Source organism: Thermonema sp. (assembly GCF_026003375.1).
Taxonomy (GTDB): Bacteria; Bacteroidota; Bacteroidia; order Cytophagales; family Thermonemataceae; genus Thermonema; species Thermonema rossianum.
In genome coordinates this window covers 606,742-630,015 of sequence record NZ_BPHD01000002.1, presented here as the reverse complement: position 1 = coordinate 630,015, position 23,274 = coordinate 606,742, and the positions used below count along the sequence as shown (strand labels likewise).

The 23,274-nt window shown below is 48.9% G+C and carries 21 protein-coding genes; 11 read left to right on the top strand and 10 right to left on the bottom strand.

Annotated elements, in window-relative coordinates; translation table 11 throughout:
* Position 1: 1 nt before the first annotated feature.
* Both QVE43_RS07925 and QVE43_RS07920 read left to right on the top strand, forming a co-directional pair.
* On the top strand, positions 2–1,204 hold the full coding sequence (locus QVE43_RS07925) for a BatA domain-containing protein (protein WP_288005853.1): 1,203 nt from the start codon (positions 2–4) through the stop codon (positions 1,202–1,204).
* Positions 1,182–3,320, top strand: a complete 2,139-nt coding sequence (locus QVE43_RS07920; protein ID WP_288005850.1) for a hypothetical protein — start codon at positions 1,182–1,184, stop codon at positions 3,318–3,320. The genes QVE43_RS07925 and QVE43_RS07920 overlap by 23 nt, the downstream gene beginning before the upstream one ends.
* Here the strand turns inward: QVE43_RS07920 and QVE43_RS07915 are convergent.
* A complete protein-coding gene (locus QVE43_RS07915; RefSeq protein WP_288005848.1) occupies positions 3,306–4,028 on the bottom strand; it encodes an SDR family oxidoreductase in 723 nt (240 codons plus the stop codon). The genes QVE43_RS07920 and QVE43_RS07915 overlap by 15 nt on opposite strands.
* Positions 4,029–4,108: 80 nt before the next feature.
* Between QVE43_RS07915 and QVE43_RS07910 the strand changes: the two genes are divergently transcribed.
* The 6 genes from QVE43_RS07910 to QVE43_RS07885 all read left to right on the top strand — a co-directional run bounded on the left by QVE43_RS07910 (position 4,109) and on the right by QVE43_RS07885 (position 10,673).
* The gene (locus QVE43_RS07910) at positions 4,109–6,190 is read left to right on the top strand and encodes a tetratricopeptide repeat protein (RefSeq protein WP_288005846.1); all 2,082 of its coding nucleotides are present in this window, start codon (positions 4,109–4,111) and stop codon (positions 6,188–6,190) included.
* Positions 6,191–6,470: 280 nt separating this feature from the next.
* Entirely contained in the window at positions 6,471–7,739 is a 1,269-nt protein-coding gene (locus QVE43_RS07905) for a pyridoxal phosphate-dependent aminotransferase family protein (protein WP_038028913.1), read from the top strand.
* A 132-nt stretch (positions 7,740–7,871) separates the two neighbouring features.
* Positions 7,872–8,057 (top strand): hypothetical protein, encoded by a 186-nt coding sequence (locus tag QVE43_RS07900; RefSeq protein WP_038028304.1) that lies wholly within the window; start codon positions 7,872–7,874, stop codon positions 8,055–8,057.
* A gap of 303 nt (positions 8,058–8,360) precedes the next feature.
* On the top strand, positions 8,361–9,092 hold the full coding sequence (hisA, locus tag QVE43_RS07895) for a 1-(5-phosphoribosyl)-5-[(5-phosphoribosylamino)methylideneamino]imidazole-4-carboxamide isomerase (RefSeq protein ID WP_038028305.1): 732 nt from the start codon (positions 8,361–8,363) through the stop codon (positions 9,090–9,092).
* Complete coding sequence (hisF, locus tag QVE43_RS07890; RefSeq protein ID WP_038028306.1) at positions 9,082–9,858, top strand: imidazole glycerol phosphate synthase subunit HisF; 777 nt, start codon at positions 9,082–9,084, stop codon at positions 9,856–9,858. The genes hisA and hisF overlap by 11 nt, the downstream gene beginning before the upstream one ends.
* The gene (locus QVE43_RS07885; RefSeq protein WP_288005841.1) at positions 9,855–10,673 is read left to right on the top strand and encodes a universal stress protein; all 819 of its coding nucleotides are present in this window, start codon (positions 9,855–9,857) and stop codon (positions 10,671–10,673) included. Before hisF ends, QVE43_RS07885 begins: the two co-directional genes overlap by 4 nt.
* Before the next feature lie 8 nt (positions 10,674–10,681).
* On the opposite strand, the gene QVE43_RS07880 is transcribed toward QVE43_RS07885, so the two are convergent.
* Positions 10,682–11,590, bottom strand: coding sequence for a rhomboid family intramembrane serine protease (locus QVE43_RS07880; RefSeq protein ID WP_038028309.1), 909 nt, complete (start codon positions 11,588–11,590; stop codon positions 10,682–10,684).
* 47 nt (positions 11,591–11,637) lie between these two features.
* Complete coding sequence (locus QVE43_RS07875) at positions 11,638–12,432, bottom strand: rhomboid family intramembrane serine protease (RefSeq protein WP_038028914.1); 795 nt, start codon at positions 12,430–12,432, stop codon at positions 11,638–11,640.
* A 182-nt stretch (positions 12,433–12,614) separates the two neighbouring features.
* Between QVE43_RS07875 and QVE43_RS07870 the strand changes: the two genes are divergently transcribed.
* On the top strand, positions 12,615–14,180 hold the full coding sequence (locus QVE43_RS07870) for an aldehyde dehydrogenase family protein (protein WP_051632963.1): 1,566 nt from the start codon (positions 12,615–12,617) through the stop codon (positions 14,178–14,180).
* A 96-nt stretch (positions 14,181–14,276) separates the two neighbouring features.
* Positions 14,277–14,699 carry a response regulator gene (locus tag QVE43_RS07865; protein WP_038028311.1) on the top strand — a complete coding sequence of 141 codons (423 nt, stop codon included), beginning with the start codon at positions 14,277–14,279 and terminating at the stop codon, positions 14,697–14,699.
* 61 nt (positions 14,700–14,760) lie between these two features.
* Here QVE43_RS07865 and QVE43_RS07860 read toward each other — a convergent pair whose 3' ends face one another.
* Positions 14,761–15,927, bottom strand: a complete 1,167-nt coding sequence (locus QVE43_RS07860) for a glycosyltransferase (RefSeq protein ID WP_288005837.1) — start codon at positions 15,925–15,927, stop codon at positions 14,761–14,763.
* A 20-nt stretch (positions 15,928–15,947) separates the two neighbouring features.
* Positions 15,948–16,349 carry a hypothetical protein gene (locus QVE43_RS07855; protein WP_038028312.1) on the bottom strand — a complete coding sequence of 134 codons (402 nt, stop codon included), beginning with the start codon at positions 16,347–16,349 and terminating at the stop codon, positions 15,948–15,950.
* A gap of 140 nt (positions 16,350–16,489) precedes the next feature.
* Here QVE43_RS07855 and QVE43_RS07850 point away from each other — a divergent pair, with 140 nt between their 5' ends.
* Positions 16,490–19,864: a lamin tail domain-containing protein gene (locus QVE43_RS07850; protein WP_288005833.1), complete on the top strand. Its 3,375-nt coding sequence runs from the start codon at positions 16,490–16,492 to the stop codon at positions 19,862–19,864.
* A gap of 234 nt (positions 19,865–20,098) precedes the next feature.
* Here the strand turns inward: QVE43_RS07850 and QVE43_RS07845 are convergent, their stop codons facing one another.
* The 5 genes from QVE43_RS07845 to QVE43_RS07825 form a co-directional block, all read right to left on the bottom strand.
* Positions 20,099–20,479, bottom strand: a complete 381-nt coding sequence (locus tag QVE43_RS07845; RefSeq protein ID WP_288005830.1) for a hypothetical protein — start codon at positions 20,477–20,479, stop codon at positions 20,099–20,101.
* Positions 20,480–20,606: 127 nt separating this feature from the next.
* Positions 20,607–21,275: a CBS domain-containing protein gene (locus tag QVE43_RS07840; protein ID WP_288005828.1), complete on the bottom strand. Its 669-nt coding sequence runs from the start codon at positions 21,273–21,275 to the stop codon at positions 20,607–20,609.
* Positions 21,272–22,045 carry an alpha/beta fold hydrolase gene (locus tag QVE43_RS07835; RefSeq protein ID WP_288005826.1) on the bottom strand — a complete coding sequence of 258 codons (774 nt, stop codon included), beginning with the start codon at positions 22,043–22,045 and terminating at the stop codon, positions 21,272–21,274. Before QVE43_RS07835 ends, QVE43_RS07840 begins: the two co-directional genes overlap by 4 nt.
* A gap of 94 nt (positions 22,046–22,139) precedes the next feature.
* Entirely contained in the window at positions 22,140–22,721 is a 582-nt protein-coding gene (locus tag QVE43_RS07830) for an aminodeoxychorismate/anthranilate synthase component II (RefSeq protein ID WP_288005823.1), read from the bottom strand.
* Positions 22,705–23,268 carry a CvpA family protein gene (locus QVE43_RS07825; RefSeq protein WP_038028325.1) on the bottom strand — a complete coding sequence of 188 codons (564 nt, stop codon included), beginning with the start codon at positions 23,266–23,268 and terminating at the stop codon, positions 22,705–22,707. Before QVE43_RS07825 ends, QVE43_RS07830 begins: the two co-directional genes overlap by 17 nt.
* Positions 23,269–23,274 lie beyond the last annotated feature (6 nt).

Below are 23,274 nucleotides of genomic sequence, written 5' to 3'. Positions count from 1 at the left end.
TATGTTGCAATGGATGGCAGCTTCTTGGTTGTGGGCATTGGGTGCCGTAGGGGTGCCGGTGGCTATCCATTGGCTGAGCAAACGACAAGCCAAAGAGGTATGGGTGGGCTCTTTGCGTTTTTTTGAGGATGAAGAGAGCCGGCGTTTTCAAAGTTTTCAGTTGCAAGACAAAATACGCTTATTGCTGCGCATGCTTTTTACGGCATGCATAGTTTTGGCACTGGCACAGCCGGTGTGGTATTACCGCGCCGGGCATCAAAATCAAGCATCTTGGATACTGGTAAGCAATGATCTGCTGCCTGTGTCGTATTACAATTATGCTCGTTTACACCATCTGCTCGACTCGCTCAAGCAGGGTAAAGAGGCGGAAATACGCCGTTTGAGCGATGGTTTCCCCTTGTTGAACTTACCGTTGAAAGAAAAACACGATGCCGGCGCCACCGATTATGTGTTTTTTCTTCCGCTGTTGGATAGCCTGGCAGCGCAGCGCCCGGTGCATGCAATTGCCGGACTTGAAAGCAGCCGGTGGGCAGATATGTTGCCGGCTTACCGGAACAAGGTGCATTGGCACTTCCTGCTGCCCGACTACAGCGATACCGTCTTTTATTTTGACAAAGCCCGCTACTTTCAAAAGACGCCCTATCCTTTGCTTTCATTCGAAAGAGTGGAGGCAGCAGAAGAGCAGAGCTTGCATCTTTCGTGGGTAGTCGTTTATGATGACGACACGGCCGGCGACACTTTGCAATGGCACCGCTTTTTTGAAGAGGCGTTCAAACCATACCATGTGACGGTAACCTTTTATCCGGTAGAAGAAAGCGGACAGTTGCCTGTTGTTGATGTGTGGTGGAGCGAGCAAGCCCCACCGGCCGCTTGTAGTGCCGGCATAAGAAAGCAAGCAGCCGATGCTTCTTTGTGGTGCTTTGCGCAGCAAACAGGCTATTGGCAATTGCGGTGTTTGCCCGGTGGATTGCCTGCCGATGAGTATGAGCTGCTGAAAAAGGAACTGTGGCAAGTGGCCGTTCGGCGCCGGCAGACCTTGCCCGAAACGGTTATCACGCCCCCTGCTGTGTTGCAAAGCATACAAGAGAGCAAGGCACAGGTACGGCTGCCTGTCCGTTTGGCACCTTGTCTGCTTTGGCTTGCCATTGTTTTATGTATCATTGATGTAGGCTGGTTTGCTTATGAGCAGAGAGGTACAGAATAAGCTGCGCCATTTACACAGAAAGCGCGTGATGCATTATTGCCTGCATATGATTGCTTGGAGTGGGGGCATCACGGGGCTGTCGGCTGCTTTCATGCATCTGTTGACCATACATGACATGGAGGGGCTTGTGTGGGTTGCCATCGTGTCAGTGCTTCTTTTTGGGGCTTTGCATCTGCCACATAACTACCTTTCTTACAGGGCACTTATCGATTGCTTGCACAAAAGCCATCCGGAGTTGGAGCATAGCCTGCATTTTTTAAGGGTGCCCAACAGTACGGTCTTTTACCGCTTGCTCTATGAACGCATAGAACCGCGTTTGGCAGCCATTGACACGGTGCCGTATCCATATGCCCGGCGCTCTTGGATGTGGTGGAGCGGGCTTTGTCTGTTGTCGTGCTTGTTTATATGGGCAGTACATGGCAGGCCTTCCGTGAAGGCAACCACAAAAGAAGCACAAGAGCCGGTTGTGGCGGCTTTGGATACCGGGCGTTTATCCGTTGCCGCGGAGTGGACGGTTTTCCCGCCTGCTTATACAGGGAAAACGGCCGCACGTGAAACCAAAGAGCACTTTCAGCTCATAGAGGGCAGCAGCCTGCATGTAAAAGTAAGTGCATCCGATAGCCTGCAAAAAGCCTACTTGCTGTTCAATTTCACGGACACTTTGTTTTTGCGTAGAAATACGCCCTGCCACTATAGCCTGCACTGGCAGCCGGAAAAAAGCGGCTTGTATCAATTGCAATTACTTTATCAAGACAGCCTTTTCATTGCCGATGCCCGCCAGATGACACTGCTACCCGATAGCCTGCCGCGTGGATATTGGCTGTCGCTTACGCAAACTGATATATTTGTGCCTTACCGGCCCGGTAAAGAACCGGCTTATCAATGGATTCTGGAAGCTACCGACGATTTTGGTATTGAGTCGATCCAAGCCACTCTGACCATTGCACGTGGTACGGGCGAGCAGGTGAGTTTTTATGAAAAGGCGCTACCACTGTCCATAACTGTCTTGAACAAACGCCATCAGCGGGCATCGCTACATCTGGCACCACTTGAGTGGGGGGCTGCCTGGGGCGATGAGGTGTTTGTAAGTGTATGGGTGCGCGACAACAAAAAACCCGTATCTCAAGTAACGCAGCTGCCTGTGCTTCGTTTGACGATGGAAGACACCAGTGCACAAGTGCTTGCGGCAGAAGGCTTTGGAGTAGGGGTGAACCGTTTACCTGAGTATTTCAGAAGCCAACGGCAAATTATCATAGATACGGAGGAGCTGCTGCGCGTGCATAAGCAACTGCCGGAAGCAGCCTTCCGCCAACGTTCGCAAAACATAGCCTTTGACCAAAAAGCATTGCGCATGCGTTATGGTAAGTTTTTGGGAGAAGAAGACTACCTGGCTGCTTCGCCCACAACCAAACACGAAGAAACCACAGAAGAAGCGGACGATGAACACCACGGGCATGAGCATGAAGAGCATCATCATGAGGGGCACGAGCATGCAGAAGGCGAGCAAGCCGACCTTTTGGCGGCCTACCGGCATGTCCATGATTTGAGCGAAATCAATACTTTCCTCGATCCGGCCACGCGCGATACCTTAAAAAAAGCATTGGCTGCCATGTGGGAGTCGGAGAAGTATTTGCGTTTGGCAAAACCACAACAGGCGCTGCCCTATCAATACGAAGCACTGAAATACCTGAAGATGGTGCAGCAGAAATCGCGGGTTTATGTCAGAAAAAGCGGTATAGATTTACCACCGTTGAGCGAAGAATACCGCCTTTCTAAGGCCGGTGAAGTACCACAAGCCCCCCGGCGCCGGCTGCTGCCCTTGCCGGCAACCATACCGTCGTATGCCCGGCTTGCAGAATGGTGGCAAGTGCTTTGGTTAAGCCACCTGACAGGCAAACCCTTGTCTGCCCTTCAACTGCAGCAGTTGTCGCAAACAATAATGACCCTGCCCGCTTCCGAGGAGCAAAAGATGGAGCTCATACGGCAGGTAGGGGCTTTGCAAAGACGCCCTGCCTGCGTAGAATGCCGGCAACATCTGTTAAAAACGCTATTTCAGTTGTTGCAGCAGCCCGCTTTGCCGCAGCGCCCTTTGTCGCGTACTTTACAAATCCCCTAATTGCGGACGCAGCAATATCTCTTCTACCACACTGCGCCCGGACAACGCAAAAGCAGCCCATACGGCCCGGGCCACATCTTCGGGAGGCATCAAGCGGTGCTCGTCGATGTCTGCCCCGGCCCAGCTGTTGGTATAGGTAGCGCCCGGCATCACAGCAGTAACGCGCAAGCCTGCTGTTTTCAACTCTTCGCGCAGTGCTCGCGCCATGCCCAAAAGGGCATGTTTGGCAGTTACATAAGCGCCACAGTTGTCGAAGCCGCGCAGACTGGCTACCGATGCGATGAAAAAAAGGTGCCCCTGCCGCTGCGCTATCATGAGGGGCAGCAAACGCCGGTTGATGATATGCGCACTCACTACATTGGTTTGAAGCATCTGCTGCAAAGCATCGTGCGATTCTTCCATCAGGGGCTTCACACGGAAAACCGCTGCATTGTGCACCACGGCAGCCGGTGCAGTGTCGAGCCGGGCTGCAAAATCGGCAAAAGCCAAACAGTCTTCTGTTTGAGACAGGTCTGCCTGCTGTACGTGGCAAGCAACGGAGTATTTATTTTCTATGGTTTCTTTTAACTGCAAGAGTTCACTTTGGTTGCGGCTGCAAGTAGCTATATCGTAGCCTTCGGCAGCAAAACGCTCTACCAAAGCACGCCCGATGCCTTTGGTGCCGCCCGTGATGACTATCAAGCTTTTGGACGATATGTTATGATACATAATTCTTTTTTTTGTAAACTTACACAATACAAAACAAATGATGCCTAATACTTTTCATGAAACACCATAAGCCAACCACTATGCGCTTGACACTTGTTTTTTCTCTGTTGCTTTTTGGACTCTTATCTTCATTGCAGGCACAGCAGGCAGCAGAGTTGAATTACCGGGAAAAAGTAAAAAAAGCCCTTCAAGAAGGGGCAGACTCTACTACTCTTGCCCTGATAGAACAGTGGAGGGCGCAGCTTTTCAACCAAGAAGCTACTGCAAGCCTGGCAGAAACCTACCTTTACGAGGGCGAGTACCATTTGAACCACGAAGAGTATGGCGAGGCACTGGAAGCCTTCAGAAAAGCGGAGGAGCTTTGGAAAAAAGCACCGCCTGTCGACAGCATACCTTTGGGGGTGCTGTATTTGGATCTCGGGCGTGTGTACTTTCTGCGCTACGACTACGCCAAGGCGGCCGACCTGTATATAAAAGCACTGCGCATCTTTGAAGCCAATCGCCAAGACGCCTATGCCTGTGAAACACTCTCGCAATTGGGCGAAACCTATATCACCATGAAGAACTTGCCCAAGGGCATAGAATACCTTGAACAAGGGATAGAAGTGTGCAGCCGTTTGGAAGACATTTCCAACTTGGCTTCCATGGAAAACACCTTGGCAGTGGCTTATTCCGATAATGGACAGCACGAAGAAGCCATTGAACATTACCGCAAGGCTTATGAGCTTTGTGAACAAATGAACTATGCCCCCGGCATGTATTACACGCTGTCCAATATGGGCTATGAATACTACCTGCTCAAGCAATACCAAGAGGCTTTGGCACACTTCAACCGGGCGCTTGAAATAGTAGAGCAAAACGATCTGCATGGCATGGAAGCCAGTGCTTTAGTCAACATGAGCTATGTGTATTTCGACAAAGGCAACTATGCCGAAGCGCTTGAGTTGCAGAAAAAAAGTTTGGCATTGGCACAAGAAACAGACAGAAAGTTCATAGAACAAGAATGCTACGAAGCCATCAGCCGTACTTATGAAAAAATGGGGCAAGCGGCCCTTGCTCTTGAATATTACAAAAAAGCGGTGGCTTTGAAAGACGAGCTTCAGCTGGCAGAGCAGCAGGAAACAGCCAACCAAATTGCTGCCCGTTATGAACTGGAAAAAGCAGAGATAGAAAAACAGCGCGCACAGCAAGAGCTTGCCATCAAAGAGCTGCGCGTGCAGCGGCAACGCTATGCCGTATTGCTCTTTGCCGCTATGGCACTCTTGGCTTTGGTGATGGCATTCTTTATTTGGCGACAAGCAGAGCAGCGCCGCAAAGTAAATGAGGAGTTAACCAAACTGAACAGCATACTCAAAGAACAGAAGGAAGAAATAGAGGTGCAAAACGAACAGCTGGCAACCACACACAACAAAATCCTCGAGAGCATACGTTATGCCCAGCGTATTCAAGCAGCCCTTTTCCCTTCCCTGCATCAATTCAAAACTCTTTTCCCCGAATCCGCCATCTTTTGGCGTCCAAAAGACATCGTAAGTGGCGATTTTTACTGGTGTGCGCAAAAAGATGGACTCACTTACTTGGCTGTTAGCGACTGCACCGGCCATGGTGTGCCCGGTGGCTTCATGACCGTAATGGGCATCAACTTCTTAAACCAGATATTGCATGAAGATAATGTGATGGACCCTGCCGAAATCCTGACGCAGCTTGACCGTCGTATTACCACCACCTTGCAGCAGCATGACCCCGAGGTAAAAGACGGTATGGATATCGCCCTGCTGATGATAAACCCGGCGGAAGGGACCCTTACCGCCAGCTTGGCAAAACAACGGATGCATATACTTAGTGACGATGGCTATGAAGAATTGCCCGCTTCAAAATACTCAATCGGTGCCGGAGGGCTATACGGAGAAAAAGAGTTTACGAACCGGGTAGTGCAACTGCGACCCGGGCAGATTTTTTACCTGCACACCGACGGCTACATAGACCAATTCGATAAAGGTAATCGTAAGAAGTTTAAAATCAAGCAGTTTAGAGAGCTTATCCGGCAAATCTATACACTTCCCTTTGAAGAGCAGGAGCGTATTTTGGCAGAGCGCTTCGATGAATGGCGGGGCGGGCAAGCCCAAACCGATGATGTTTTGGTAGTGGCTTTTCGCTGTAGTTGATTGTTTATGAGTTGAATAGAAGCGGCTGATTACCAGTAGGGCTGTTTTTTTATTTCGTGAAATTGCCTTAAATTTGGGCGCTACACATTTAAAAATCAGGAAGAAGTTATGACCGGAATCATCTTTTTTGCCGTTCTACTCACCGTTTCGATGCTCGTAGGGCTTTGGCTCGAAAAAGCTGAAAAACAGCGCTTGCAAGGCAATAATCAATAAGCAGGCGTCCCGGAGAAGTTTTTCTCGCCTTCTTTTTATGTTTCACAATCAAAAAAACAGTTCAGCTGTGGATTTATTCAAAAAAATCGAAATCGATAAAGGTCCTTTGGGGCAACACTCCGACCGTGCCCATGGCTATTTTACTTTCCCCAAATTGGAAGGTGAAATTGCCCCGCGCATGCAATTCAACGGTAAGACCGTTCTTACCTGGAGCCTGAACAACTATTTGGGCTTGGCAAACCATCCCGAAGTGCGCAAAGCCGACGCCGAAGCCGCTGCCAAATGGGGCTTGGCTTATCCCATGGGCTCGCGTATGATGACCGGCAACACGGCGCTGCATGAGGAGTTGGAGCAGCGTTTGGCAAAATTTGTCGGTAAAGAGGATGCATTCCTACTAAACTATGGCTATCAGGGCATCATGTCTGCCATTGATGCCATCTTGGACCGTCGCGATGTGGTCGTATATGACTCGCTGTCGCATGCCTGCATCATCGATGGCGTGCGCTTGCATATGGGCAAACGTTTTGTTTTCCCGCACAACGACATAGAAGCGCTGGAGAAGCAGCTGCAGCGCGCCATGAAGATTGTAGAAAAGACCGGCGGCGGCATCCTGGTGATTACCGAAGGTGTCTTTGGCATGGAAGGCACCCAAGGAAAGCTGAAAGAGATTGTAGCACTGAAAGAGAAATATCCCTTCCGCCTGATGGTGGACGATGCCCACGGTTTTGGTGCCATGGGCGCTACCGGTGCCGGAACCGGTGAAGAACAAGGTTGTCAGGATGGTATAGACCTGTATTTTGCCACTTTTGCCAAGTCGATGGCTGCCATTGGTGCCTTTGTGGCTGCCGATGCCCATGTGATTGAGTATTTGAAATACAATATGCGCTCGCAAATCTTTGCCAAAGCGCTGCCCATGCCTTTGGTAGAAGGCGCTTTGAAACGCCTGGAGCTGCTGCAAACCAAGCCCGAACTGCGTGAAAAGCTTTGGACCATCGTGCGTGCGCTTCAATCGGGCTTAAAAGAGCGTGGCTTCAATATTGGCAACACGCAGTCGCCGGTAACACCTGTTTTCTTGCAGGGCGGAAAAGATGAAGCTACCCGCATGGCGCTGGATTTGCGTGAAAACTATGGCATCTTCTGCTCTATAGTTGCTTATCCGGTGGTGCCTAAAGGCGTGATTATGTTCCGCCTGATACCTACGGCTACCCACACCCTCGAAGACGTAGAGGAAACCCTGCGTGCTTTCGAAGAGGTAGGCAAGAAGCTGAAAGCGGGCGCTTACAAAGGTGCTCATGAAAATGACTTGCCCGAAGTGCCGGCACTTTATAATACTTAACAGGAAAAAGGCAGAAAAAATATAAACCAACTTTATCGAAAAACGTAATAAATTTCAGTTTTCATTAGGAAAAATGAAATTTATATGTAGATTTGGACGATTTTCGATTGTAAAACTTAAAAGAACAAGCGTATGAAAAAGTTTGAAGAACTCAAAAACATCGTTTTGGCTGCTGAAGAAGATGCCAAAAAATTCTATGAAAAAGACAACCAAGCTGCCGGCACCCGTTTGCGTAAAGCCATGCAGCAATTGAAAGAGTTGGCTCACGACATCCGTAAGGAAGTACAAGAAATTAAGAACTCTAAAAAAGGAGCTTAATTATCGAAAAAGAGCTACTCTGTATTAGGAGGAAGGTTGTATTCCACAGCCTTCCTTTCTTTATTTTCCTGTTGAAAAGAACAAAAAAAGAGCCTTCCTTAAAAAGAAAGGCTCTTCCACACAGAAAGTTAAACTACTTCTTGCACGCTTTTGAATGCTTGTTATGTGTTGATACATTGAATGCTGAAAAGGTAACCGCCCAAAGAAAAAAAATGGACCGTTGACTACAAGCTTTGCGCTTTTCGGCAACAAGCCATAGCTTGCGGTCGTTATCATTTCATCCATAATCAAAAGTTATCAGCTATGAAAATCATTCCTGCTATTGACCTTATCGGAGGCAAGTGTGTGCGCCTTCGTTTTGGCGACTACAATCAAAAAACCGAATATTACGAAGACCCTTTGGAGGCTGCCCGTCAGTTTGAGGCGGCAGGCATCACGCATTTGCATCTTGTAGATTTGGACGGTGCCAAGCAAGGGCAGCCCGTCAATATAGAGGTGCTGGAGCGCATTGCCGCGCATACCCACCTGCAAATAGACTTTGGCGGTGGCATCCGGAAAAAAGAAGACATAGAGCGAGTGCTTGCTGCCGGCGCCGTACAAGTAACGGTTGGTTCTTTGGCGGTGAAGCAGCCCGAAACAGTCGTAGAGTGGTTGCATGATTTCGGACCGGAAAAGTTGATTATCGGTGCCGATATAAAAGATGGAAAAATTGCCGTGAATGCGTGGCAAGACCTAAGCAAGCATACAGCCGAAGACTTTTTGCAGTTCTATGCCCGCCAGGGGGCTCGCTATGTAGTGTGCACGGACATTAGCCGCGACGGCAGTTTGCAAGGCACAAACGTTGAGTTTTACCGCCATTTGCAGCAGCAGTGCCCTGAATTGCACTTCATTGCCAGTGGTGGAGTGGCTTCCATCAGCGACTTGCTGCAGTTGCAGGCAGCCGGGCTGTATGGTGTCATTGTAGGCAAAGCCATTTATGAAGGATATATTCAACTCACAGACCTTGCTAAACTGATAAAAAACAATGCTTACTAAACGTATTATTCCCTGCTTGGACATTAAAGACGGGCGCACGGTGAAGGGCGTCAACTTTGTGGACTTACGCGACGCCGGCGACCCCGTGCAGTTAGCCAAGGCTTACGCCGAACAAGGTGCCGATGAGCTGGTTTTTCTTGATATAACCGCTACGGTAGAAAAGCGCAAAACATTGGTAGAGTTGGTGCGGCGTGTGGCTGCGCAAATCAATATTCCCTTTACCGTAGGCGGCGGCATTGGCAGCATAGAAGACGTGTCAGCCCTTTTGCATGCCGGTGCCGACAAAGTATCCATCAATTCGGCAGCCGTAAAAAATCCCCGGTTGATACGCGACTTGGCCAATGAGTTTGGCGCTCAATGTGTGGTGGTGGCCATCGATACCCGCTGTGTGGAAGGCAAAGACATAGTGCATACTCATGGGGGACGAAAAGCAACCGGGCGCTTCACCCTTGATTGGGCAAAGCAGGTAGAAGACTTAGGCGCCGGCGAAATCCTGCTGACATCTATGGATGCCGACGGAACAAAAGCCGGTTTTGACCTGCGAGTGACCAAGCTCATTGCCGAAGCCGTAAAAATCCCTGTAATTGCTTCAGGTGGGGCAGGCACACAGGAGCACTTCCTGGAGGTATTCCGGGAAGGCAAAGCAGATGCCGCTTTGGCAGCCAGTGTCTTTCACTTTGGGGAAATTAAGATTCCGGCACTTAAACACTACCTGCATCAGGCAGGAATACCCATGCGTATCAATACCAACTCTTTCAAGCCATGAATATAGAACGTATTCTTTTTGCCACTGACTTCTCAGCCCACTCGGTGCAAGCTTTGCGCTTTGCACTGAAGCTTTTCGAACACTCGCTGCAAGAAATTGCCATCTTGCATGTGTTTGAGCCGCCCTACGACTTTTCGTTGCGCTTGGCAGAACGCTTTCAGGCAGAAGAAGAGAAAGGGCACAAAGCCATTGAGCAACTGTGCCACGAGGTAGGTGTGCCCGCTTCTCTCAAAGTGCGGGCTTTGGTAGTACCCGGTAAAGTAGTAGATACAGTTCTGGAAGTAGCCGGAGCAGTGCAGGCACAATGCATTGTAAGTGGCACGCAGGGTAACCGTAGCATTGAAAACCGGGTGTTGGGCAGCACCGCAGCCGAATTGATGGAACTGGCAGAGTGCCCCTTTTTGGCTATTCCCGAAGGGGCGGTTGTCGAGCGCCCGGAGCATATTTTCTATGCCACGGCCTATAGACCCAAAGATGTGGACATAGTGTGCGACTTAGCCCAAATAGCGCAAGTGCATCAAGCACAGCTGCATGTTCTTCACGTAGATGAAGAAGACAGTTTTGAAAAACGCTTGCTTTTCCGTGGCTTTCAAAGTGTGATTAAAGAACAATTACCCGGTGTGCCGCTCATTTTTGAGCACATTTGCCGCGAGGAGGTGGCACCTGCCTTGCTCGACTACATGAAGCCGTACAACCATGCCTTGTTGGCACTCTCTTATTACCGGCGCTCTTTCTGGAAAACGCTTTTCTATCACAGCAAAATAGAAGACCTCATTTATATGGCACAGCTGCCTTTGTGGGTGTTGAAAGCCTGATTTAGTTTTTACAAGTTGCGGCTGGCATCCCACAGCTTTTGTTTTTCTTCAGGAGTGAGGCTGTCGTAGCCTTGCTCACTGATTTTGTCTAAGATACGATCAATTTCATCTTGCAAGCTGCTGCTTGTGCCTTGGGCTTCGTTACCGGCACGACGGGCAGTGTTGTGTGCACGCACCTTTTCCAAAGGCGGACGATGCACTTTCAAGCGAGGCTTGCGGCTGAACAAGCGGCTTATCTTATCCAAAAGGAAGCTTATCCATGCGCCCGCGTCGGTGCCTTTTTGCAGTCCTTTGATGTACAGATAGCCCATGAGGCTACCTCCCAAGTGGGCAAAATTGCCGCCTGTATTGGCGCTGCCGATTTCTGTAAACGACAGCAAAACAAAGAAAACGGCAATCCAGCGTATCTGCACAGGACCAAACAACAAAAGATGCACTGTGTAAGTAGGGCGCAAGGTAGCAGCCCCTACCACAATGGCATATACACTTGCCGACGCGCCCAGCAACACGGTTACCGGGCGTATTGCTTGAAGTGGCGGCAATACATTGTAAAGCAAGAAATACAAAACACCACCAGCCAAACCGCCCAATATATACAAAGCTACCAAGCGACGATTGCCCAGAAACTCTTGTAAAATACGCCCAAACCAGTACAAAAACAGCATGTTGAACAAAATATGCCAGAAGCCTTCATGCGTAAAGAAGTAGGTTATCAAGGTGTAGGGGCGCCGCAGTAGCAGGCTGCCCTCGGCCGGCATGGCAAGATGAAACACCAACCACTGATAGATATGCGTGCTCTGTGCAGCCCACAGAAACACATAGGCTATTTTCAACAGCAGAAATACCCCTACATTGATAAGTATCAATCTTATCAGGGCGTCGGAGGTGTTGAACGAAGTGCCTGTATTGCGAAACATAGCCGGTAGTTATTTAATGTAAGAACAAAAAGCAAGCAAAAAAGTGCCTAATGATACTGTGGCACACGCCAGTACTTAATAAGTAGGTAAGCAAAAATCATCCCACTTAAGTGTGCAAAATGAGCTATATTGTCATTAGGGTTGCTTTGAATGAGTGAGTACAACTCAAAACCTGCATACAGCAGTGCCAAATACTTGGCTTTGATAGGGATGGGTGGGATGAGCAACATCATTCGCAAGTTGGGAAACAGCAGCGCAAAAGCCATAATGATGCCGAAAATAGCTCCCGAAGCCCCAACCGTCGGCACTTCGCTCTGCTGCTGTGCAATACTGCGTGCATACTGCTTGGCCGTGGCTATATAGCTGCTGTTCTCAGGATTGCGCTCATAGGCATGCATGAACTCAACAAAGGCCGGGTTGAGTTCTTCTTCCTTGCCTACGTGCTCTTCTATGTAAGCCCGGAATTGGGCAGGTGTCGGTTCGCTCAAAAAAGCAATTTTATCGTTTTGCAAGTCTTTGTATTCCCAATAACGCACCCCGTTTTGCGCTACGCCGGCGCCTATGCCGCAGACCAGGTAAAGAATCAGGTAGCGCTTGTCGCCCAATACCTGCTCGAGCAAAGCCCCGAACACATACAAGCCGAACATATTGCCGAACAAATGCCAAAAGTTGGCATGCAAGAACATATAGCTGAACAACTGATGAGGACGGAACAAAGAAGACTGAAAAGGATATAACTCCAGCAGCTGCGCATTGCCCAAAGGCGTGTAGTGATACACGAAGTACATCAGTAAGTTGCTTGCCAGCAGTGCCAGCGTAATGGGCGGAACTCGGTTTAGCATAACTATCAATAAGGTTGGTTGGATACTCAAGCCAAAAATAACATTTTTATGCTGAACCTTCCGGTTGTGAAAGCGGACATTTATATGCGATTTCGTTGCCCTTTTAAAGGGCAGAATTGTAAGTTTTTTGTACTTTTGCTATCATTCATTTGTTTAAAAATTGATTTAAAAACGACAGAACCATGAATACGGTAGCAACTCTTTCCCGGGAGATGGAGAGCATATTGAAGCAGTTGGGCATCCGGCAACAAAACCCCGCCTACAGTACCGGGCAGCAATGGGGAAGCATCCAGGAAGGAAAGAAAGAAATAAAAGTACATACGCCTATCAATGGAGAGTATATTGCCAGTGTGCAGGTAGCTACGCGCGAAGATTATGAAGCCGTGATTCGTAAGGCGCAGGAAGCCTTCAAAGTGTGGCGCAAGGTGCCGGCACCGAAGCGTGGCGAGATTGTCCGTCAAATAGGCGACCGCCTGCGTTTTTACAAGGACGCACTGGGCAAGCTCGTAACTTTCGAAATGGGAAAAATCTACCAGGAAGGTTTGGGCGAAGTGCAGGAAATGATTGATATCTGCGACTTTGCCACCGGCTTGTCGCGTCAGCTGTATGGCTTCACCATGCACTCAGAACGCCCCGAACACCGCATGTATGAGCAATATCATCCGTTGGGCTTGGTAGGCATCATTTCGGCATTCAACTTTCCGGTGGCCGTATGGTCTTGGAATGCCATGATTGCCGCCGTTTGTGGCGATGTTTGCATTTGGAAGCCTTCCGAAAAGACTCCCTTAACCGCCATTGCCTGCCAGCATATTGTGGCAGAAGTGCTGAAAGAAAACGACTTGCCGGAAGGTATTTTCAGCCTTGTGATTGGCGATGCCGAAGTGGGCAAATGGATGGCAGAAGATACGCGCATTCCCCTGATTTCGGCAACCGGCTCTACCCGCATGGGCAAGCAGGTGGCACAAGTAGTAGCCGCCCGCTTGGGCAAATCCTTGCTTGAATTAGGCGGCAACAACGCCATCATCATCACCCCCAATGCCAACATAGAGATGGCGGTGCGCGCTACGGTCTTCGGCGCAGTGGGCACCTGCGGGCAGCGCTGCACAACCACCCGCCGTTTGATTGTGCATGAGTCGGTATATGATGAAGTAAAAAAACGCCTGATTGAAATTTATGAGCGCTTGCCTATAGGCAACCCCTTGGATCCTTCCGTTTTGGTGGGTCCCCTAATTGACCAACAGGCGGTGGATGCCTTCGTAAAAGCGCTTGAAAACGTGCAAAAAGAAGGCGGAAAGCTGATTTATGGCGGTGAAGTACTCAAAGGCGATGCCTACGGCAACGGGCACTATGTGAAGCCTGCCATTGTAGAGGCAGAGAACCATTTCGCCACGGTACAAGAAGAAACCTTTGCCCCCATTCTGTATCTGATTCGCTACCAAGGCGATGTAGAAGAAGCCATTGAAATACAAAACGATGTAAAACAGGGGCTTTCGTCTGCCATCTTCACTCAGAACCTGCGCGAGGCAGAGCTGTTCCTGTCGGCGGCCGGCTCTGACTGCGGCATTGCCAACGTCAATATTGGCACTTCCGGTGCTGAAATTGGTGGTGCTTTTGGTGGGGAAAAAGAAACCGGCGGCGGCCGCGAATCCGGATCCGACGCCTGGAAGTTCTACATGCGTCGTCAGACCAACACCATCAACTACGGAACGGCACTGCCATTGGCACAAGGCATTAAATTTGACGTATAACAATGAAAAATGCACATAAAAATAACGTAAAGTTTTTTTAGTGATTCATATTTTTTAAATTGTCCCTTGAACGTTCAATACAGAAAGCAATAAACTATGGCAGAAGTTGTAGAAAAGAAATATAAAACCGTCATGCTTATCGATGATAATGAGATAGATAATCTCATTAATCAAAAAATCATAGAGTCGGCCGGCATCTGCGAGCGTATTTTTACGCATACCGGTGGAAAAAGTGCCATTGAGTTTTTGCGTAATATGGAAAAGATTGCCGATGTGGCCGGCGACGCAGTTCTGCCTGAGCTTATCTTCTTGGACATAGACATGCCCTTGATGGATGGCTTTCAGTTTTTGGATGAGTTCGAGGGACTTTCCGAAAAAACCAAAGAGCACTGCAAAATCGTAATGCTTACTTCTTCCATCAACCCACAAGACGTAAGCCGCTCGAAGCGTTACAAATCGGTAAAAAAATACTTGAACAAGCCTTTAACGCCGGAAAGCTTGAAAAAGCTGGATGTGTAACAGGCAACTCAAAAAGCAGTTCAATAGAGCAGGGCTATCCGCAACAGGTAGCCCTGCTTTTTTATGCGCCTTGTGCTGCATTTTTGCGAAACAAGATTTCTTCAAATATTCCGGCATAACGGCCGGCTTCATGGCGGGCAGTGAAGGCTGCTTGCAGGCCTTCAAAAGCGGCTTTGCCCATGGCTTCACGCTCATTGGCAGGTAGTTCCAACGCCGTTTGCAAGACTTCCAACAAACTGTGTCTGTTGGCGGCTTCAAAAAGGAAGCCGTTGCGCCCGTGCTCGATGAAATCGGCTATGCCGGCTACTTGGCTGCCTATGGCAGGGCGTTGTAAAGCGGCTGCTTCGAGCAGCACATTGGGCATGCCGTCGTAAAAAGAAGGAATAGCCATCCAGTCGCATGCCAAATAATAGGGAATCAACTGCATGCGTTCTACAAAAGGGATGTGTGTATAATGCAGTTGTCCGGCACCGGTGAGCCGCCGGCGCATTTCTTCTTCCAAATCACCTATTAACAACAGGTGCACTTCATCGGAGTATGCACTTTGTTGTAAGCTATCCACAAAAAAGTCCAACCCTTTTTTTTCTTTCAATTGCCCAAACAATCCAACGACCGTGCGCCCTTCGCTATGCATTTTTCGCCAGTCGGCAGCCAGTCGGTAGTCATGTTCATAGGCTTTCCACTCTGCTGTGTCAATGCCGTTGGGAGTATAATACACTGCGGGCTTGTGCGGAAGCAGGGCACGTATCTTTTGCACTTTGTCGCTGCTTACACAGCAGACAGCGGCGGCCTGCTCTATGGCTGTCAGTAGAAGGTCGCGGCGCTTGGGTTGAAACAAGCCCGCATCGAAGTCGTTCCCCCTGAGAAGCAGTACATAAGGAAGTCCCAAAAGTGCGGCAAAGGTGGGCACGGCAAAGACAGGCGCATAACCCCCAAAGGCAACAAGCGCCTCATAGGGCTGCTTTTGGTGTTGTTTAGACAGCCATAAGTACACACAATTGAGCGTGTGGGCAATATCGCGATGCGCATGAAACACATAGCAGTTGCCGCCGGCTTCTTCCATCACATGGGCCGGCCGGTAGGGTGGTTTGCTTTGTGTAGCCCTGCAAAGGTGCAGCACGTCTATGTGAAAAAAATCGCGCAGGTGGTAAACAATGCGGTCACAGGCATTGGCCATTCCCCCGATGGTCGGCGGATAATGTTCGGTAATCCAAAGCAGTCTTTGCATGTCTTTACAGAAGCCCTTGATTAACTGTCAAAAAAGCCCCCTGTGGTGTCATCGGTGTCGTAGTCTTCTTGCCCGGCGCTGCTGTCGTAGTCATGGTAGTGTCCCGAATGATAATACACAATCGGTCCATAATGACTATCATAGTAGCGTCTGTAGTACACCTCTTTTTCTACGGGCGAGTCACCCGGCTGTTGTTGCTCTTGTGGGGCTTTGGCGGCGCACTCAAGGCAAAAAATGGCGTTGCCGTCGATGGTTTGATTATTGGGCTTGTTCAAATCTATTTTTTGCTCAAGTACCAGTTCGGCATATTGCGAGGTGTGTTCTTTGCAAATAAAGCGTTGGCAAGAGTAGCAGATGGCTACTGCAGGCTTGCTGCATGCGCGACGAATGAGAATGCCGCGTTCTACCTGACATTTTTTCATGAAGCAGAGGGTTACAACTGTTCTTTTGAAAGTAATTTAAAAAAGATTTTCTATTGCCTCAAAAAAACAGCAGGCACGAACGACAAAATTTTCTGTCTGTTGAAAAGTGCGTAAATTTAAATGTTGATAACTTCAATTGTATGAATACGCTTTGTAAATATTGGCTTTTGTTTTTTTTAAGTGCCTGCATTGGTTTGTCTGCGCAGGCTCAGTTTCAAGATGATTTCTCGGATGGTGACTTTACAGCCAATCCTGCTTGGTCGGGCGATGTATCTTTATTTGTTGTGGACAATGGACAGCTGCGCAGCAACGGAACTGCCAGCAGTGATATTCTACACCTAAGCACACCCTCTGCTATCATGGATAAGGCGGTGTGGTCTTTCTTGGTGGATTTGAAATTTGCCCCTTCCTCGGCAAACTTTGTGCGTATTTACCTGGCAAGCGACCAAGCCAATTTGGAAGGCGCCTTGAATGGTTATTTCATTCAGCTGGGACAGTCCGGAGACGATTATATTAAGCTGTACCGCCAAGACGGGGCGGTTGACACCGAAATACTGAGTGGCATTACCGCTTTCAGCAGCAACATCAAAGTGCGTATTAAAGTAACACGCGACAATACCGGCAAATGGACGGTTTTTGCTGACCCCACCGGCGGCTTCAATTATCAGAAAGAAGGCGAAGTAGTGGACAACACACACACCACCACCACTTTTTTTGGGGTGTATTGTAAATATGGTACCGCAAGTCGCGCCACTTTGTATTACTTCGATGACTTTCAAGTGTATATAGACAATCAGCCGCCGCAGGTGGTGCAAACTACAGCCGTGGGTGCCAATACTTTGGAAGTACTCTTTGACGAACCATTGGAACAGACTTCGGCAGAAGATGTAACCAACTACAGTGTGAACAATGGTATTGGCACCCCCGCAACGGCTACGCTCGATGCCACCACCCTCAACAAGGTAACTCTTACTTTTGCCAACAGCTTCCAAGATGGGCAGCAATATCAACTCACCGTATCGAATGTAAAAGATATTCTCAGCAACGCAGTAAGCACGTCGCCGGCACCGCCTTTCGAGTATGTGGAACTAAGTGCGGCTGCTCCCGGCGATATTGTTATCAACGAAATCATGGCGGACCCTACACCGGTGGTAGGCTTACCAAATGCCGAATACGTGGAGCTCTACAACCGGAGCAATAAAAATATTGATTTGCAGAATTTTACACTGAATGGCAAGGTAATTACTACTTCATCTTATATCTTGAAGAAGGGCCAATATGTGCTGCTGACGGCTGCTGCCGATGCGGCTGCTTTCGGGGTGTCGAATGTAATTGGCATGACCTCTTTCGATGCGCTTACCAATGGGGGCGAAACCGTGAGTCTGCAAGATGCCGGCAGCGCACTCATTGACGCCGTCAATTATACGGATGAGTGGTATCAAGACCCTGCCAAATCTGATGGCGGATGGTCTTTGGAACAGGTCAACCCTCATCTGCCTTGTGGAGCAGGTCCTCATAATTGGCGGGCTTCGGTGGCAGCCATCGGCGGCACGCCCGGTGCGCAGAATTCTGTTTATGACCCTTCGCCCGATACCACGCCGCCCACACTGACTGCCCTGCAACCCTCAGGAAGTGTGGCATTGTTGCTTTCTTTTTCGGAGCCTATGGAAACCTCTTCCTTGGCTAATGCAGCAAACTATGCATTGAGTAATGGGATTGGAATCAGTAGTGTTCAACTAAACGGCGATGCCGAAGTGTTGCTTAATCTGGATGCCCCTTTGGTGGCAGGGCAACTCTATACACTGACCATTCAAAACATAGCCGATTGTAGTGGCAATGCCCTTTCCCCCACGAGCTATACAGTTGGCTTGGGAAAAGAGCCCAATGCTTTCGATTTGTTGATTACTGAAATCATGGCAGACCCTACGCCCGTAGTGGGCTTGCCTGAGTATGAATATTTGGAAGTGTATAACCCTACCGCCGCTGTCATTAGTCTAAGCGGCTGTGTTTTGAAAGATGCCACTTCGGCAACGAACTTGCCCCCCGTCAATATTTATCCGGGCGAATATGTGATTTTATGCTCTTCGTCAGCAGCCGCTGAGCTGTCGGCTTACGGACGTGCCGTTGCAGTTACTTCTTTCCCTTCGTTGAACAATGGTGGTGAGTTGCTTCAAATCCAAAACGCCTCGGGGGAAATTGTCTTTGCCGTTGAGTATAGCGACAACTGGTATCAAGATCCGGACAAAAAAGAAGGGGGATGGTCGCTGGAAATGATAGATGTGCAAAACCCTTGTGGTGAGGCCAACAACTGGCGCGCCTCAGAAGATGAAAGAGGCGGCACGCCTGCTGCGCCTAATTCAGTAAGTGAGAGCCGCCCGGACAATACCCCGCCTTCTATCGCACAGGTTTATGCTCTCTATGCAGATACGCTGGAAGTGTTATTTTCCGAACCCATGGATGAGGCATCGCTGTTGAATGCTTCCGTTATATTGGAGCCTCCGGTGGCGGTGGCCTCTCTTCAGCCTTTGTCCCCGTTGAATAAACGCATGAAAATAGTTTTAGGCGGGCTTTTAGAAGCCGGACAAGCCTACACCGTTCGCATAAGTGGTGCTACGGACTGTGCCGGCAATTTAATTAGCAGCGAGCCTTATGGTTTTGGTTTGGTGGAAGCGGCCGACTCCGGTGATGTCATTCTGAATGAAGTGCTTTTCAACCCACGCACAGGCGGAAGTGATTTTGTTGAGCTCTATAACCGTTCTGCCAAGTACATCAACTTGCAGGGGTGGCAAATAGCCCGTTTATATAACGGCGCCATAGACAGAGCCACCCCCATTGCTACAAGCCCGCTGGTACTGCCGCCCGGTGAGTATATAGCCATAACGGATAATGCGGAAAACATACGGCAAAACTACCCTTCTTCTGTGGGTAAACGCTTTGCAGAAGTAAGCTCCATGCCGGGCTATAACGACGATGAAGGCACCGTATTACTTTTAAATCCTGCCGGGAAGTTATGGGAACAATTCGATTATTCGGAAGATTACCATTTTGCACTTTTGGACGACAAAGAAGGGGTTTCGTTGGAGCGCATTCGCGTGGATGCGCCCACCAACGAGCCTTCCAACTGGTTCTCGGCTGCTTCTACGGCGGGCTATGCTACGCCGGCGCAACCGAACTCGCAGCGTCTTGAGGCAGAGGGCATCACCGGCGGCATTCGTTTGAGCAGTCCCATGCTTACCCCCGATGAAGACGGTATCCAAGATTTTTTGGAGATTCGCTATGCTTTTGCTCAAAATGGCTATGTGGCAAATGTGATGATTTATGACGCGCAAGGGCGTTTGGTACGCCGTTTGGTGTCGAACCAGCTGTTGAGTACCGAAGGCAGTTTCGTGTGGCAAGGCGAAAACGACGAGCGTCAGGCCGTAAGAAGCGGTTATTACATTATTGTGTTCGAAGTGTTTGACCTGTCCGGTCAACAAAAACGATATAAAGAGATGGTGGTTGTCAATCGGCGTTAGCAGAGAGGCGAAAAAGTAGCATCTTTTGCTTTGATTAGATTGGATTACGTGAAGCGCAAGCGAGGCATGTTTTTGTAGATGAAGCAGGAGGGGCTTGTATGCCGGGAATAAAACAAAAAGACTGCTTTTGGGGCAAGTCTATAGAAGGCATGCTCAAAAGCAGGTTATTTCTGTTAAAAAAGCGGTAAGCAAAGCAGTGGCCCAAAGGCACAACGGGTGATTTAGCCCCTTGCACTACATAAGCAGTTTCCAAAGGGTCAGTATCAGCCAAAAGAACAAAGAGGTAAGCACGGTGAAAGCACGTGCCGAAATAGTGGGTGGATACACAGGCACCGGCTTTTCCGGTTTGGTTTGTTGCGAAGGCGATGTTTTGTCTTTGTTGGCAGGTATGGAGTTCGACGGCGTAAACTGCTGCCCTGCGCTTTTAGGTGTTTTTTGGTAGTTGCTCCCGCTTTTGGGACTTATCCGCACCCGCGTGCTGTCTTGTGGAAAACTCAGCTCGTCTTGCATTAGAACTTCATTGCCTGTCAGTATCAACGACTGCCCCTCAGTGACAACAGGAGACAGCCAAAAAAGGCATGCTAAAAGCCATATGTAGTGTTTGTATTGACGCATGTATGTGTAATGACAAACTCACTGCGATTGTATCAAAGTTAAGTATTTCCTTTTGAAAATGAAATACTTAACAAATAAAAGTCACTTATTACATTGCTTAGTATTGCTGAATACCCAAAAGTTAGCGCTAAATATCCAAATATCGCAAAAGAAGTTCAAGACGGGAACGGTCTATTTGCGCCAGCTCGGCAGAGTGGAACGTAGCTACCACATGATAATTGAAGCGCTCGAGCGTAGCTACTATGCGACTCACGTCGGGCTTGTCTATTTTGATGGTTACCAGCAGCTGCTGCGGGTCTTTTTCATCTACGCCCACATTGACACTGATAATCTTGGCGTTGTTTTCCTCTACCAGGCGGCTGATATGAGACAGGGAGTAGTCGCGTGCCGGCATGGAAAGCAAGATGATGGCGCCTTTTTCCTGCATGGCATAGGAGCTTATAAACTGTTTAATGGCATCCTGAACACGCACCAGCCCTACCAGTTTTTGCTCTTCATCCACTACTGCTATCCATTGCAGGTCATAGTTGTTGGCTTGGCGCAGTACGTTGTAAAAATGTTGAGAGCTATACACGGAAGTATCTTGTGGCGGCAAGAGGGGCAAGTCTTCAATAGTGGTGCTTGCGCCGGCCTCTTCAACGGCTTTGCGGGTAAGCATGCCTACATACTGCCCTTCGGCATCTACTACAGGCAATTGCTCCATTTTCAGCTCATCCATTAATTGGCGAGCTGCTTGGGGGCTGTCCTGCTGTTTCACATGCGGTGTGGCAATATGTAAAAGGCTTTCGACTATCATGTAACCGCTGTTTCTTTACTCTTTTGCAAAAACTGTTCTAAAATACGATTAAACTTCTCGGGGCGCTCCATCATAGGTGCATGACAACACTTGTCAATGAACCTGAGCTCTGCATTTGGTAAAAGACGTGCAAAATCATGCGCCACATGGGGTGGTGTGATGGTATCGTTTAGCCCCCAAATCAAGAGGGTCGGCACTTTTATCTTGGGCAGGTCTTTAGCCATGTTGTGGCGCTGTGCCGATTTGGCAATGGCTACAATGTTCATGCATTTGGGGATGCTTCGGGTCACGTTAAATACTTCTTCCACCAGTTCGGGGGTGGCAGTAGCCGGTTCATAGAAAGTGTATTCCACACGCTCTTTGATGTAGTCATAAGAGCCTCGCTTGGGATAAGAGCCGCCCATGGTGTTTTCAAAGAGCCCGGAACTGCCCGTTAAGACCAGCCGCTTTACTCTTTCCGGATGGTGCAACGTATAGTTAAGCGCGATGTGTCCTCCCAGCGAATTCCCCAGCAGGGTCAACTCATGCAAATCGAAGTCTTCGATAAATTGGGCTATGAATTTGGTCAGCGAGTCAATACCGGCTTTGCGTGGCGACAGCTCATAGATGGGCATCATGGGGATGACCACGCGATAGCGGTCAGAGAAAGCGTTGACCACGTCTTTCCAGTTGCTGAGTGCCCCAAACAGACCGTGCAGCAACAACATGACTTCGCCCTGCCCCTCATCTATGTATGTGTATTTGCCTTGTTTCTTTACTTGAAGTTCCATGACTGTTTGTTTCTTTTTAATATATGCACTCCGGCTTAAAAATAGTAACTATCCTATAATATAAACACGAATTGGCAATAAATTTCTACTTGAGTTAGTAAGCTTTTGTGATGCCTGTATGTTTTAACCAATTATTCAATAGTTTTAATCCACCTTGACTGAGGGCTGCTTCGGGGTGAAATTGTACACCAAAGACAGGCAGTTTTTGGTGTTGAAATGCCATTAACTCCTGGTGGGTATCCAGTGTGTAAGCTGTGGGCAGTAGCTCGGCCGGCAGGCTTTGAACCACCCACGAATGATAGCGTACAACCGCAAGAGGGTTGGGCAGTGCCTCAAACAGACCACAGCCCCGGTGTGTGATTTGGCTCACTTTGCCGTGCATGGGGTGGTGGGCGTGTGTGAGTGTGGCACCAAAAAACTCGCCCAGGGCTTGGTGTCCCAGGCAGATGCCCAAAAGAGGGAACCGCCGGTAAAACCGCTCGATGGCATGCATCAAATAGCCGGCTTGGCGGGGGGTACCCGGTCCCGGTGATAACACAATGCCTTGAAAAGGCAGCGATGCGTAGGTGTCTGGAGGTTGGTCATTACGCACTACATGGCAGCGCACGCCCAAGCGGGCAAAGTAATCGACCAGGTTGTATGTAAAAGAGTCGTAATTGTCAATTAGCAGTATCACTCTGACTGTTTTCCTTTTTTTCTTTCGCCTCTTGAACAATCTCTTTCGATGCCTCAATGATGCCCTTGCCCTTACTTATCCATTCGGAGCTGTGTTCTACCACATAAGGCGCAAGCGGCGACACCACCGGATAAAAAAGGCTTTCTTCGAGTGTGTTGTCTTGAAATGTTTTGAATGTACCAAAGAGCCAGAGAAAAGCGCTTACAAAAAGAGCATATTTCAAGCCGCCCAGCGCGGCGCCCAACAAGCTGTCGAAACTGCCCAGTAGTGTGTTGTCTATGGTGCTTTTTAAACGCTTGCCTATCCACATGATGGCATAGAGCATCAAGCCGAAAGTAATGAAAAAGGCGATATAAGGCATGGTGCTGTCTGACACATTCACAAAGTTGGCAAGCACCTGCAAGGTCACATGAAAGAATTTAAAAGAAAGCAGCAGGGCAACAAAGAATGCCAAGAAGGTAATGAGTGACAACAAAAACCCTTTTTGATACCCTTTGTGCGCACCCCAGAGAATGGGGAGCGCAATAAACAAATCAAGTAAATTCATAAGGCT

What these genes read in the sequence shown, in the direction of transcription:
- QVE43_RS07910 (WP_288005846.1), top strand. Translation starts at nt 4,109, where the DNA reads ATGCGCTTGACACTTGTTTTTTCTCTGTTGCTTTTTGGACTCTTATCT.
- QVE43_RS07900 (WP_038028304.1), top strand. Translation starts at nt 7,872, where the DNA reads ATGAAAAAGTTTGAAGAACTCAAAAACATCGTTTTGGCTGCTGAAGAA.
- QVE43_RS07835 (WP_288005826.1), bottom strand. Translation starts at nt 22,045, where the DNA reads ATGGAACTTCAAGTAAAGAAACAAGGCAAATACACATACATAGATGAG.
- QVE43_RS07865 (WP_038028311.1), top strand. Translation starts at nt 14,277, where the DNA reads ATGGCAGAAGTTGTAGAAAAGAAATATAAAACCGTCATGCTTATCGAT.
- QVE43_RS07885 (WP_288005841.1), top strand. Translation starts at nt 9,855, where the DNA reads ATGAATATAGAACGTATTCTTTTTGCCACTGACTTCTCAGCCCACTCG.
- QVE43_RS07880 (WP_038028309.1), bottom strand. Translation starts at nt 11,590, where the DNA reads ATGTTTCGCAATACAGGCACTTCGTTCAACACCTCCGACGCCCTGATA.
- QVE43_RS07850 (WP_288005833.1), top strand. Translation starts at nt 16,490, where the DNA reads ATGAATACGCTTTGTAAATATTGGCTTTTGTTTTTTTTAAGTGCCTGC.
- QVE43_RS07855 (WP_038028312.1), bottom strand. Translation starts at nt 16,349, where the DNA reads ATGAAAAAATGTCAGGTAGAACGCGGCATTCTCATTCGTCGCGCATGC.
- QVE43_RS07860 (WP_288005837.1), bottom strand. Translation starts at nt 15,927, where the DNA reads ATGCAAAGACTGCTTTGGATTACCGAACATTATCCGCCGACCATCGGG.
- QVE43_RS07925 (WP_288005853.1), top strand. Translation starts at nt 2, where the DNA reads ATGTTGCAATGGATGGCAGCTTCTTGGTTGTGGGCATTGGGTGCCGTA.
- QVE43_RS07875 (WP_038028914.1), bottom strand. Translation starts at nt 12,432, where the DNA reads ATGCTAAACCGAGTTCCGCCCATTACGCTGGCACTGCTGGCAAGCAAC.
- QVE43_RS07840 (WP_288005828.1), bottom strand. Translation starts at nt 21,275, where the DNA reads ATGATAGTCGAAAGCCTTTTACATATTGCCACACCGCATGTGAAACAG.
- QVE43_RS07825 (WP_038028325.1), bottom strand. Translation starts at nt 23,268, where the DNA reads ATGAATTTACTTGATTTGTTTATTGCGCTCCCCATTCTCTGGGGTGCG.
- hisA (WP_038028305.1), top strand. Translation starts at nt 8,361, where the DNA reads ATGAAAATCATTCCTGCTATTGACCTTATCGGAGGCAAGTGTGTGCGC.
- QVE43_RS07915 (WP_288005848.1), bottom strand. Translation starts at nt 4,028, where the DNA reads ATGTATCATAACATATCGTCCAAAAGCTTGATAGTCATCACGGGCGGC.
- QVE43_RS07845 (WP_288005830.1), bottom strand. Translation starts at nt 20,479, where the DNA reads ATGCGTCAATACAAACACTACATATGGCTTTTAGCATGCCTTTTTTGG.
- hisF (WP_038028306.1), top strand. Translation starts at nt 9,082, where the DNA reads ATGCTTACTAAACGTATTATTCCCTGCTTGGACATTAAAGACGGGCGC.
- QVE43_RS07920 (WP_288005850.1), top strand. Translation starts at nt 1,182, where the DNA reads ATGAGCAGAGAGGTACAGAATAAGCTGCGCCATTTACACAGAAAGCGC.
- QVE43_RS07870 (WP_051632963.1), top strand. Translation starts at nt 12,615, where the DNA reads ATGAATACGGTAGCAACTCTTTCCCGGGAGATGGAGAGCATATTGAAG.